This window comes from Sphingobacterium kyonggiense (assembly GCF_039536825.1).
In the GTDB taxonomy this organism is placed as follows: Bacteria; Bacteroidota; Bacteroidia; order Sphingobacteriales; family Sphingobacteriaceae; genus Sphingobacterium; species Sphingobacterium kyonggiense.
In genome coordinates this window covers 1-12,722 of the sequence record NZ_BAAAZI010000006.1, presented here as the reverse complement: position 1 = coordinate 12,722, position 12,722 = coordinate 1, and the positions used below count along the sequence as shown (strand labels likewise).

General features: G+C 37.9%; 12 protein-coding genes and 1 rRNA gene. 2 read left to right on the top strand and 11 right to left on the bottom strand.

Translation table 11 applies throughout. The annotated features are described in order from the left end of the window. Positions 1 to 244: 244 nt before the first annotated feature. The 5 genes from ABD676_RS04950 to ABD676_RS04930 form a co-directional block, all read right to left on the bottom strand. Positions 245 to 778 carry a DUF4252 domain-containing protein gene (locus tag ABD676_RS04950; RefSeq protein WP_344673485.1) on the bottom strand — a complete coding sequence of 178 codons (534 nt, stop codon included), beginning with the start codon at positions 776 to 778 and terminating at the stop codon, positions 245 to 247. 16 nt (positions 779 to 794) lie between these two features. After that, positions 795 to 1,271: a DUF4252 domain-containing protein gene (locus tag ABD676_RS04945; RefSeq protein WP_344673484.1), complete on the bottom strand. Its 477-nt coding sequence runs from the start codon at positions 1,269 to 1,271 to the stop codon at positions 795 to 797. Positions 1,272 to 1,278: 7 nt separating this feature from the next. Then, a complete protein-coding gene (locus tag ABD676_RS04940; RefSeq protein ID WP_344673483.1) occupies positions 1,279 to 1,965 on the bottom strand; it encodes a hypothetical protein in 687 nt (228 codons plus the stop codon). After that, positions 1,931 to 2,446: an RNA polymerase sigma factor gene (locus ABD676_RS04935; RefSeq protein WP_344673482.1), complete on the bottom strand. Its 516-nt coding sequence runs from the start codon at positions 2,444 to 2,446 to the stop codon at positions 1,931 to 1,933. The genes ABD676_RS04940 and ABD676_RS04935 overlap by 35 nt, the downstream gene beginning before the upstream one ends. Positions 2,447 to 2,608: 162 nt before the next feature. Further along, complete coding sequence (locus ABD676_RS04930; RefSeq protein ID WP_344673481.1) at positions 2,609 to 3,103, bottom strand: DinB family protein; 495 nt, start codon at positions 3,101 to 3,103, stop codon at positions 2,609 to 2,611. An 85-nt stretch (positions 3,104 to 3,188) separates the two neighbouring features. Here ABD676_RS04930 and ABD676_RS04925 point away from each other — a divergent pair, with 85 nt between their 5' ends. Continuing rightward, positions 3,189 to 5,051: a CocE/NonD family hydrolase gene (locus ABD676_RS04925; RefSeq protein WP_344673480.1), complete on the top strand. Its 1,863-nt coding sequence runs from the start codon at positions 3,189 to 3,191 to the stop codon at positions 5,049 to 5,051. 129 nt (positions 5,052 to 5,180) lie between these two features. Continuing rightward, the gene (locus tag ABD676_RS04920; protein WP_344673479.1) at positions 5,181 to 6,029 is read left to right on the top strand and encodes a TraB/GumN family protein; all 849 of its coding nucleotides are present in this window, start codon (positions 5,181 to 5,183) and stop codon (positions 6,027 to 6,029) included. 136 nt (positions 6,030 to 6,165) lie between these two features. Here ABD676_RS04920 and putP read toward each other — a convergent pair whose 3' ends face one another. The 6 genes from putP to rrf form a co-directional block, all read right to left on the bottom strand. Further along, positions 6,166 to 7,662 (bottom strand): sodium/proline symporter PutP, encoded by a 1,497-nt coding sequence (gene putP / locus ABD676_RS04915; protein WP_344673478.1) that lies wholly within the window; start codon positions 7,660 to 7,662, stop codon positions 6,166 to 6,168. A 25-nt stretch (positions 7,663 to 7,687) separates the two neighbouring features. Beyond that, complete coding sequence (locus ABD676_RS04910) at positions 7,688 to 10,567, bottom strand: tetratricopeptide repeat protein (RefSeq protein WP_344673477.1); 2,880 nt, start codon at positions 10,565 to 10,567, stop codon at positions 7,688 to 7,690. Positions 10,568 to 10,594: 27 nt separating this feature from the next. Further along, the gene (locus ABD676_RS04905; RefSeq protein ID WP_344673476.1) at positions 10,595 to 11,569 is read right to left on the bottom strand and encodes a S10 family peptidase; all 975 of its coding nucleotides are present in this window, start codon (positions 11,567 to 11,569) and stop codon (positions 10,595 to 10,597) included. A gap of 49 nt (positions 11,570 to 11,618) precedes the next feature. Next, the gene (locus tag ABD676_RS04900) at positions 11,619 to 12,065 is read right to left on the bottom strand and encodes a S10 family serine carboxypeptidase-like protein (protein WP_344673475.1); all 447 of its coding nucleotides are present in this window, start codon (positions 12,063 to 12,065) and stop codon (positions 11,619 to 11,621) included. 173 nt (positions 12,066 to 12,238) lie between these two features. Then, positions 12,239 to 12,406, bottom strand: coding sequence for a hypothetical protein (locus tag ABD676_RS04895; RefSeq protein WP_344673474.1), 168 nt, complete (start codon positions 12,404 to 12,406; stop codon positions 12,239 to 12,241). Positions 12,407 to 12,471: 65 nt separating this feature from the next. Next, a 5S ribosomal RNA gene (rrf, locus tag ABD676_RS04890) occupies positions 12,472 to 12,583 on the bottom strand. Positions 12,584 to 12,722 lie beyond the last annotated feature (139 nt).

The window sequence follows — 12,722 nt, the reverse complement described above, 5'->3', positions numbered from 1 at the left end:
GCGCAGCGGAATGTCTGCCCGATTTAAAATAGTGCATAGACCGCTGCGCTGTTAGATATGAGATTTGAGATAGAAAGTGGGATTTTTTAAGCGGTCGATGCATGCATCGACCGCCAATAATCACCCCCTTACAAGGTCTAAAATCTGTTGTCTCAAATCTGTTGTCTATCATCTGTTGTCTCCCAAAACAAAAGGCTAACGAATAAATCCATTAGCCTTTATACTAAACAACAAACAAATATTTTTAATCTACCGATGCTTCAGAGGTTTTCTTTTTATCGGGATGTATTTTTTCGTAATGTTCGACCAGCTGATTTAATTCATTAAGATCAAGATCGGTCTTCATGTCGATAAAGACATGGTCTTCATCGTCTACTACACCTAGTAGAACATTTTTGATACGATCACCTTTCATAAGGGTATTGATACTGATTTTTGCACCATCACTGTAGATGCTCATCATTTCCTCAAACTTTTTTTTGTTGAGGTATTTAGAGAAATCCTGGTAGATGCGATGACCATCTCCCCCACCTTCAATGGCCATAATTTTAATTCCTTTGATCTTCTTTACTGCTAGAGCCAACATTGGATCTTCTTCCTTCAATTCTTTTATTTCCCCACGTAAGAAAGCTTTCATTAATAATCCTGGAACTTTTATAGATACAACTTCTGCTTCTCTAGAAAGTTGTGATCGGTCAACAAAGGCCATATTGGGACGGCTCTTAACAAAGCAGCTCTGTAAACTAAGCAACAAATAAGCTGCAACTAGGTATCTCATAATTCGGTTCATATGGCTATTTTTTATCGTTATTAACTAATGCATTTAAATCTTCGTATTTAATGGAACCATCTAAGATCATGAAGATGGTATCTTCTTCCGAGTTGATGCTCAACAATAGATTGGAAAAGAAATCTCCGTCAACATTCTCTGCTAAGAATCGTATTTGATCGCCATCAGAATTAATAACCATAAGTTCTTCATAATTTAAGTTTTTGATAGCATTAGAAACTTCGGTCTGAATCCCCTTATTTTCTCCTTCAAGCACGAGCATTTTGATGGAATTGATTTTACCAAGCAATGGTTTAATCATATCGACATCCGTATCGCTAAGTTTCATTTTGTTCAACATTTTGAACATAGGTTTTCCGATTTTAATGGAAGTAACACCCTTATGTTCTTTATATTGTTCAAAGATTTTATCCAGTTTGGATATTTGAGCTTGTGCTAAAGTGGCAAAGAACAAGCTGATTATTAACATGATCGTTTTCATAATCAATTTAGATTTCAATACTTAAATACTTAATTTTTTCTACACTCTTCATCCCTGCTTTCAAGTTGGCAGTTGCCAATTGCAAGGCTGATTCTGTTACCTCTAAAGCCTTTTCTTCATCATAGATGCGGACACCATTCACTTCTACATACAAACTTTCACTATCTAGCTCTTCTATTGCTTGAATAGCTTTGTTTTGTGCTGTACTCTTAGTGTCCCTCGCCAGATGCATAGGTGGCTTCGTAGGATTTGTTTTTACTTCTGTTTCCAATACTTCCTGTTTACCAAAGTCTTTTGCTGGCACATCAAGGATCGTTTCTACTTCATTCCTAGGTTTCGAAGGTTCCACTTCCTGATGTGCTAAATGATTAGTCAATTCGGTAGCATTTTCAACTTTATTGTTTCTGATTAAGAAGAAAGCTAGTAGTAAGCTAGCTGCTAAAGCTGAGAATCCGATGATCATTCTAAACAATGGTCTTACCTTGTTAGGTTGTTGTTCATTTGATCCGTTCGAGTCGACATCCTGCATGAAAGCATCAAAATCCCAATCCATTTGCTCAGAAGATTTATCACCTTGTTTTAAGGCAGCAAAAAAGGCATCCTCCTCCAACTCTTTAAGCTGGCGTTCTTCCTCTAGGCTGGTATTCCCAGCTAAGTATTTAGCCTTTAAGCGATCCAATTCTTCGTTTCTCATAATCAAAAACCTTAGTTAAGTTTTCCCGGACTACCGTTCTTGCTCTAGAAAGATTGACGCGTACCGCGTTTTCTTCTATTGCTGTTAATTTCGCGATATCAGCAATTTCATATTCCTCGATATCCCTTAGATACATCACCAATCGTTGCTTTTCCGGAAGAGCGTCAATAAATTTCAGTATCAGTTCTTGGGTAAGTGATGGATACCGTTCTGGTTGAATATCTGGTGGAAGTTCTTGTAAGTACTTTGCCTGTCTTCCGGCACGATCAATCTTATTATAGGCCATATTCCTGACCATATTCATCGCATACCCTTCAACAGAACCTAGCTTACTCAATTCCTCCCGTTTTTCCCAAAGCTTCATCATCACTTCTTGTACCAAGTCATAAACATCCTCTTGATGTTCTAAAAACCTATTCGCAAAGCGGTAAAGCTTATCCTTGAGGACAAATACCGTATGTTTAAAGGTTTCTTGGTTCATCGTTTATATCGCTTATTTAATAACAAGACAGACAAGTATTGCCATTTATTACATGAAAAATGAAAAAAAATTAAAAATTTAAATATAAATCTAATAATCAGCCAATTAAAAAGAGCCAGAAAGGAGATTATCTGGCTCTTATTAATCTGTTAATACAGTATATTACATTTTTTCATCAGCAGAAGGACCATAGATTCCTGGAACTGGGATATCTAACAAACGTAAATAAACGTTCAATTGTCCACGGTGATGAATTAAGTGGTTATAGACGATAAAACGGAAAGCACCGATTTTAGGAACCTGAGAAATCACATGATCACCAGCTTTTAATGTCCAGGTTTTCATCCATTCCTCTTCACTCATATTCTCTACCGTCTCTTTGTTTTTTGTATATCCTGATTCCAATGCATCTTTAATCTCAGCAACAGAAGTCGGTTTAAAAGGCTTATAATCGGTTGCCAAGTTAAACTCGTCTTGTGGTAATCCATCAGCTACCCAATTATGCAATTCCACAACATGCCCCAATAGGTTGCCTAAAGTCATGCTTTTTTCATGTGGTTTATAATTTAAGTGCTCATCAGTCACACGTTCCAAGACTCTTCTTGTGTTATTGGTTTCATGATCTAATTCAACCAAAAATCCTTGTTTAATACCCATAGTTTGTAATATTATGTTTACGACTAATGTAGCCAAAAAAGTTAAAAATTTTCTAACTTGCTTGTCAAATTAACACCTAAAACAAATGAAAAATTTATTAATTGTTTGGTTCCTAATAGCCATATTCGGGACTCAAGCCATGGCACAAGCCCCAAATGCCGATTATGTAAAACAGCATTATGACAAAATCGAAAAACAAATCACCATGCGTGATGGTGTCAAGCTGTTTACTTCCATTTACATCCCTAAGGATAAGTCTAAAAAATATCCCATCTTACTAAATCGAACTCCTTATACAGTAGCTCCCTATGGAGAGGACAAGTACAAGAGTAGTTTGGGCAGTTATCCAGAGGTAATGAAAGCTGGCTATATCTTCGTTTATCAAGACGTTCGGGGGAAATGGATGAGCGAGGGTACATTTGAAGATATAAGACCTACCAGAACAAAAGAAAATAAGCATCAAATTGACGAGAGCACCGACACCTATGATACCATTGATTGGTTGGTTAAAAATTTATCCAATAACAATGGGAAAGTAGGTATTTATGGAATCTCCTATCCGGGATTCTATTCTACGGTAAGTTTGGTTGGCTCCCACCCTGCCTTAAAGGCTGTTTCGCCACAAGCACCAGTGACCGATTGGTTCATTGGGGATGATTTCCACCATGGTGGTGCATTATTTTTAATGGATGCTTTCCGTTTCATGTATACATTTGATGCGCCAAGACCTAAGCCTATCACCAATGAGCACGGACCTAAAGGTTTTGAACTGAAGTCTAAAGACTGGTCCAAATTTTTCTTGGATAACCCAACCTTATCAGGCATTAAAAAAGACTACCTAGACCATACGGTTAAGTTTTGGGACAACCTAGCAAAGCACAGTACCTTAGACACCTTTTGGCAAGCAAGAACCATTACACATCATTTAAATGATGTTAAACCCGCTGTTATGGTCGTAGGTGGATTATATGATGCGGAGGATACTTATGGTGCCTTTGAGACTTACAAGCAAATCGAACAGCGTAATAAGAAGAATAATTCCTTTTTAGTAATGGGACCTTGGTTTCATGGTGGTTGGGTTCGTGGCAAAGGAGATTCCTTTGGTGATATTCGCTTCGGCCAGGAAACTAGCACGTATTATCAAGAGAACTTTGAGTTACCGTTTTTCAATTACTACCTAAAAGGAGAAGGTGATTTTAAAGCTGCTGAAGCCAATGTATTCATTACAGGATCAAATGAATGGCATGCCTTTGATTCTTGGCCTGTAAAGAGCGCTAAGCCTCAAGAATTGTATTTGAATGAGGGAGGAAAATTGAGTAAAGCAGCGTCTAGCGGTGATAATAAATTTGTAGAATATACATCTGACCCTAATAAACCAGTTCCTTTCCAAGAAGGAATTATTACGAATAGAACCCGTGAATATATGATTGCTGATCAACGTTTTGTGGCAAACCGACCAGATGTGACGGTGTTTGAAACGGATGTTCTGAATGAAGACCTGACCATGGCAGGGCCAATAGTAGCCGATCTATCAATTGCTATGACGGGTACAGATGCTGATTTTATTGTTAAAGTTATTGATGTTTATCCGGATAGTTCTTCTGCTACCTCGCCTGTTGACAAGGACATTGTGATGCCGGGTTACCAGATGTTGGTTCGTGGTGAAATCTTACGTGGTAAGTTTAGAAATAGCTTTAGCAATCCGGAGCCTTTTAAACCAAATGCTATTACCCCGGTTAAAGTAACTTTACCAGATGTAGCGCATACCTTTAAGAAAGGCCATAAAATAATGGTTCAGGTGCAACATACTTGGTTCCCTTTAGCCGATAGAAATCCTAATCAGTTTATGGATATCTATAAAGCCAAAGCTTCAGATTACTTAAAGAATACCCATAGAATTTATTTTGACCAAGCACATCCAAGTAAAATAAGCTTTTCTACATTATAGAATTTATATAAATTAAGCATAGACAGCCATTCCTTTATCGAAATGGCTGTCTTTTTTTTAATAAAGTTTTAATATTTTGTAACACAATTAAGGTATTAGATACTAATACTTACAACTAACATTCAAAACATGAAAAGAACATTAATTAGCGTATTTGCATTATTTTTAGCTGTAACGGTTTTTGCCCAAGACAATACTTTGTTATGGAAGATTTCAGGTAAGGGGTTGAAAAAAGAATCTTATTTATTTGGAACACTTCACATGGCATGTGGAGAAGATTTCAGAATGGAAGATAAAGTCAAAGTAGCCGCAGGAAAAGTAGAAGGACTAGTACTGGAGGTAGATTTAGAGAACCCAAATAATCTTGCCACTATTCAAAATTTGATGAAACCAGATCCTGATTTCTTTAAAGATTTCGATCCAAAGAAAAAAGCCCTGATTGATAGTGTTATGAAGAGTAAGAGTTTACCAGTAGAAATCTTTGATCAAGCACCTCCTGTAGTGGTTCTTTCTTTATTAACCATGCAATCTTTTGCATGTTCAGATCCTACTAACATCAAAATGATGGAAATGGAATTGAAGAAACTCGCGGAATTAAAAGACAAGCCTGTCGCAGAACTGGAAACTCCAGAGTTTCAAATAAACTTATTAAACAATCTATTCCATGCGGAAGATTTATATAACTATTTAAAGGATAGTGATAGTCAAGTAGCAGCTACAAAGAAACTGGTTGCCGCATATTTCTCTGAAAACATCAAAGATATCGAGAAGTTATCGGAAGAGATGGACTACCTTTCTCCTGAAGGTCACGACAAACTTTTGAAAGAAAGAAACAATGCCTGGATGGAAAAATTACCGACCTTGTTAAAAGAGAAACCTCTATTAGTAGCAGTAGGTGCAGCGCATCTTGTAGGTGAAAAAGGCCTAATAAAACTATTAAAGAAACAAGGATATAAAGTTACCCCAGTTTTAGATTAATATAATTGTTTAATTAAAAGGAGCTGATCTATGCCGTAGATCAGCTCTTTTGTTTACAATGATTTCCTCTGTGGAGAAAAAAACAAAAAGGTTGATTGTTCGACAATCAACCTTTTTATTATATGCGAGTTATCAATTAACTCTTCAATATTTTTTCTACATGATCAAATTCTTCAATCACTTCCTTACTTACTGGTTTGGTCATAAGCGACACGATGACAATCGTTAGGAAGCCTAAGAAAAATCCAGGTATAATTTCGTATACCGCTTTGTAATCATGCGGCACATACACCCAAATCAATACGGTCGCAGCTCCCACTAACATACCAATTAAGCCACCTATTGCTGTAGTTCTTTTCCACAATAAGGATAAGATGATAATTGGTCCAAAGGCAGCACCAAAGCCTGCCCAAGCATTCCCCACTAGATTCAAAATACTATCCTTAGGGTTTAAGGATAATAGAATAGCAATAATGGCTACGATCAACACCGACAAACGGCTCATCAATAACATGTTTTTTGCAGATGCTTGTTTGTTAAAGAAAGTCTTATAGATATCCTCAGTCATAGAACTGGAAGTCACTAACAATTGGGAAGATATGGTACTCATTACTGCCGCTAAAATTGCAGACAAAAGAAATCCACCTATTAAGGGGTGAAACAATACGCGAGATAAGTGAATAAAGATGGTTTCGGCATGCTCTTTAGAGCCGTCAAACTTACTCATAGTCGCAGGATCAAATTGTTGCAAGTATGCAATTCCGAATAGACCTACTAACATCGCACCCCCTACTGTAAAGATCATCCAGCTAATTCCGATATTTCTCGCCTTAGGAACGTCCTTTACGCTATCGATAGCCATAAAGCGAACCAGAATATGCGGTTGACCAAAATAGCCTAATCCCCAAGCTAATAGGGATACAATGGACACGGTTGTCGTTCCTTTAAAGAGATCGAGGAATTTACTGTCCTTTTGTTCAATAATATCTAAGGTAGTCCCCAGTCCACCCAATTGACTAATTAAAACAATAGGAAGAATGACCAAAGCTAAAACCATGATAGTACCCTGAACAAAGTCGGTTAAACTGACAGCTAGGAATCCTCCTAGGAACGTGTATAATACAACAACAAAGGCTGTTGAAAACAATCCGGTATAATAATCCATTCCAAATGCAGACTCAAATAAGCGACCTCCTGAGACCATACCTGCTGAGGTATATAAGGTAAAGAATACTAAAATTAAGATGGAAGAGACAAGCTTCAACAATTGGGTTTTATCTTGAAAGCGATTCTCGAAGAATACAGGTAATGTGATCGCATTTTTAGCCACCTCTGTATACACCCTTAAGCGCGGCGCTACAAGCACATAATTAAAAAACGCCCCAATAGTCAAGCCTATTGCTATCCATGCCGCAGAAAGCCCCGAAAGGTACATAGCACCCGGTAATCCCATAAGCAACCATCCACTCATGTCGGCAGCACCAGCTGAAAGTGCTGTTACTGCAGCACCCATCTTACGGCCTCCAATTAAAAATTCTTCAGAATTACTGGTTGATTTCTTCCAAGAATAAAACCCAATACCCACCATGAGTAACATGTAGATGGATATGGATATAAGTTCATAAATGTTCATACGGTTATTTTAATTCGTAAAGATGCTATATTTTTTGAGGATTATTGATATCAATTTTTATCTTCTTGTTATTATTCTTGCTTGCTGGTTGATTATTGAACCAAGAATTATAGATTTGATAAGCTTCAATTTGGTAAGGATAGATATCCAATGCTGCTTTTAGGCTTTTCAATCCTTCATCTTGTTTTCCATTAACCTTTAATAGCATGGCTTGGGTTAAGCTATCAGAAGCGCGATAAAACAATCCCGATTCCTTTTTAATGGTTTTGTATAGATCTTTGGCTTTTTGCTGCTCGCCAATCTGTAATAAAAGTCGAACTAAGCGCAAATTATTCAATGGAGATAAGCGGATAGGATCTACATGGGTTCCAGTCAACTTATTTAGATACTCTTGAATATTGGCTTTATCCTCCTTTTGAATGTAAGCTGCAAAGAGTAATAATTCGAAATCTGCACGTCCTACTTGCGTTGCTTGTAAGGTTCTATAGACTTCTTTCAAGTTCTTGATCGCTTCATCGGTTTGTTGATTGGCTAATAATACTTCTACATATTGGGTTCTTATGCTGTAGTTTTGTGGTTTCTGTCCTGCCAAATAGGCCAATTGCTTAATATGCGATTCATCACCTAATAAGGCTCTTTGCCAAGCAGCAAATGACCGAGCATCATCTTTTCGATCTCTTAAATAGGTTGAGATTTCAGAGCCGTTCTTCACGTATTCATCCGCAACAGCTAAGGCCTCCTTGAGTTGCCCTCCCTGGAAGAAAAAGTTTCGTAATAGACTAGAAACTCTGGCCTTCTCCATGTAGTCCGTTTCCAAATCATAGGCCTTTTGGTAAAGTTGAGCTAATTCATTTCTTTTCTGAGGGAATTGAATGCTCATGAGTTTTCCTTCGCTTAAATAGATGGGAGCATACTTATCGTTGATTTGCTTGGCTTCTTCAATTCTTGTTTTAGCTAAATCAAATTGTTTTTGCTCAGCCAATATATCAGCATAAGCTAAAATCGCAGGTAAATATTTCTTATCGTGTTGTAAAGCTGTATCTAATAATCTAAATGCTTCTTGATAATCATTTCTTGCCGCATAATTCGCTAGATTCAGATAAACCTGAGACCAATTGGAAGCCATTGCTTTTTTATCCCCTGCCAAATAAGCCTTCTCTTTGCTAATCAAATCATCTAGAAAGGCATACATCTCAGGGTCTCTTCCTTTCAGATCAGATAGCGTATTCATAGATTTAAAATCCAATGGATGGACTTTTACTTTCTCAAAGTATGCTGGATAGGTTTGGGCAAAGTATTCCGACTCATTGTTTTGGGAATAATAATCTAAGGTTAGCCCATTCTTCATGGCGTTATAATACAAGACCTTGATCTTCCTGTTCTGTCCATCTGTTAGTACTTGACCATGGAAAAGATGCACATACTCATGGAGCAATACATTTCGTTCCTCAAAAGCTCCTCTTTCTACATATTCAATCGCGGCTGCTCCAGACCCTACTCCTCGGATATCCATCCATTGTCTATTATCAAAAGTGGAGTTAAATCGGAAATATGGAGATTTCATCGCCAAGGCTAAATCGACATGTAATGGCGGAATAACAAATAATCGATGTTGTTTCACTAAGAAGGGGAAATAAACCGTGGAAGTGTATAGTTGATTCCATGCCATTCCTTTTGCGACATTTCCTGGATAATAGGCCACATCAGGAAAGATTTCCAAGAAATCCTCCATGTTGCTGATCTTCGGATTACGGAGTTCCTGCATGATCTTAGAATAGGTCTTCAGGTAGGGAATACGCTTTGACTTAATGACTGCTGCCAATCCATTATGCGCCGGGCCGTAATGGTTTTTCTTTTTCAAGATATCAAGAAATAACTTTTCCGATTTATCTAACCTTGATTTACGATCCTGTGCATCAAAATCTCCATAAAGCAAGGAAGCTTCATGCATAGCTGGTAATACCGAATTTGGGAATTTATTGGAAACCTGTTGAATTACTTTAAAGGAACCTTGAATGTTATTGGCTGTAAATAGGGAGTCCGCAATTTCCAATTCTTTACGAATTTCCTTCTCTTTAGCATCTACATAGTCCGCATAAGTAAGGTTAGTATGGCCATTTCCTAAGTGCCAATGCGATTGAAAATGCATAGGGTTAATAAGTAAAGCCAATTCCCATTGAGCAACCATATCGTTTAATTGCGTAGCATCAATTCTACGCCAAATAGCATAGCCATAATAGAAACGGGCATCTGCATTTAAAGGATTTAATTTTAATCCTTCGACAAGGGCAACTTCAGCTTCCTTAGGGTTTTGATTCCAAAAATTGACATCTGCCTTTAAAAAATATCCAGCAGCTTCCTGAGGATTATGCTTAATCATCGCATGGGCAAGATCCAATGTTTCCTTATATTTCTTTTGCAACATTAAAGCTCGACCAAGAACCAATTCTGTTTCTACATCATTTGGTTTTTTAGCTAATAATTGCTTAGCCATCTGCTCGGCAGTTTCAAGTTCCCAAGCTTCGATCTTTAATTGGGCAAAAGAACGTTGAACTCGATAATCTGTCTGATCTTGAGAAGACAACTTTTTAAGGTCTGATTCAGCAGCTTGAAAGTCATTTCTTAACCAATGCAATTTAGCGCTTAACAAGGCTCTTTCTACAGGTTTTAAGTCTTTATTAGAAACAAGAGGTTTCTCCACATATTCCCAATCACCTAAATCAAGCAATTGATTTAAACTTTGGTAAGCAGGTTGGCTCTTAGTTCGAAAAGCCTCAGATGCTTTTGCTCTGGCTACTGACAAATATAACTTGGCACCTTTAGGATCATTGACTAGCTCTAATCCTTGCCCCCGACCTTGTTGTAAAATAAAAAATAATGCGAATACGATTAAACTTATCCTCATGAGTAGATGCGATGATGTGATAAAAAATTAATATTTAGCTGATTGATCTGGCTTAGGAGTAGATAATTTTATGAATTGACGGATATCCTCATTGGCTTTGATCAAATCTTCCTTACGGAGGTACATCATGTGCCCACTACGGTATCCTTTAAAGCTCATTCTAGGAGCTAACTTACCCGATGGATCCATTTGCCACATGTTATATTTTGCATTGAAATAATCACAAGCACCATCGTAATAACCCGATTGCACCATCACATGTAGGAATGGATTTGCTGCCATAGCTTGTCTCAATTGATATCCTGTATTGTCGTTGCTATTATCCCAAGGATGCACATTTCCAAACATATTGTACTTGACATCACTTTTGTATTTCAGCTCATTGGCATAATAGTAATTGATTGCAGGGGTGAAAGAATGAAGCCAAGAAGTTAGTTCCGCATTAAAATCAGGGCGTTCTCCACCATCACGTAGATCAATACCCAAATAGCGTGAATCTAATCTACCGATGGTCATACCTTGATCACGAAGCAATTCTTTCCAGAATAAGCTGGTCGAAATATCCAGGTTATTTTGAGAAATAACAGTTTCCGATAATCCGGAATAGCGAGCCATTTTCTTAATGATAGCCGCTTTATTTGCTGGATCTATACTAGATCCTTTCGCAATGGCTGGTAGAAGCTCATTCATGGTGAAGTTCTCTACCTCTGGTAACATTTGCTCTAAATCCTTGCTCTGTAAGTCTGCAGGAAGTTTTTTATGAAACCAAGCTGCTGCTGCATAATACGGCCAACGTAAGGCTTTGCTTAGTGCGCCATCTCTCTTAATACCCAATTCCGTCGGTGAAACCAAAATAACGCCATTTAAATACATCCATTGTGAATTTTGCAATTCATAAGCTAATCCAGATACACGGGTCGTACCATAACTCTCACCAATTAAATATTTCGGGGATGCCCATCTGTTATTACGAGTTACGAAAGTATTTAACCATTCACCCAAATAACGGATATCAGCATTGACACCAAAGAATTGAGAACGATCAGCTTTCTCATCCAGTACGCGAATAACCGGTATTAACAGGATCTACGAATACAATATCCGCCACATCCAATATGGTATATGGGTTTTCTTTAACACCATAAGGCTGCAATGGATATCCTTCATCATCGATATTAAGCAATCTAGGGCCTGTATAGGCCAAGTGCATCCATACGGACCCAGAACCTGGTCCACCATTAAAGGAAATCACCAGAGGTCGTTTGCTGCGATCCTGAATATCATCCCGCGTGTAGTAGGTATAATGTACTGTAGCAATTGCTTTACCCGAATTATCCCATACAGGTTGGGTTCCAGCTTTTGCCGTATAAGAGAAACTTTGGCCATTAGCACGAATCTGATGTTTGGTGCTTATTGCCGAATCTGCCAACGGAATACGTTGTGCTTGCGCGAAACTCAATGTGCAAATGGCAACAATTGAAAATAAAATCTTTTTCATTTCAGTTTTTCAGGTTAAAATAGATTAATAATAGGATGGGAATTTAACAAAAAACTAATTGGAAATATAATATTGATAAGAAAGGATATGGAATTGTTATAATTGGGGCAAAACTGCATATGCAGTTTTGAGACCGATACGCTGTTAGATGCCCTTCGGGCAGTATATAGTAATTAGTATGGAGTAGTTAGACCTATTGGCGGGATAACAACACGCCGAATCCTATAGGAAGTAACCAATAACCAATACAGTTCCGGTACAATTCCTCCGATGACGGTATGGTCATTGCATGCATCGACCGCCTGAACAATACCATTCAATCCATTCAGATAGTAAGCCATTTGTTCTGGATTACCCCAAAAACAGAAAGGCCCGTCATCTCATCGATGACGGGCCTCCGTATAAAATTAGGCACCGACCTACTCTCCCACCTGTTACGGCAATACCATCGGCTCTGGCGGGCTTAACTTCTCTGTTCGGAATGGGAAGAGGTGGACACCGCCGATATAGGCACCTGAATATCTTTTAAGTATCGGATATCTTGATCTAGCACTGTCGCCCTATAAAGGGTCTAACTACCAAATACTAACTACCAACTACTAATTGACATGTTATTGGAAGAAAAGATAAAAAAGAGAGAGGACAACAGAACTATCC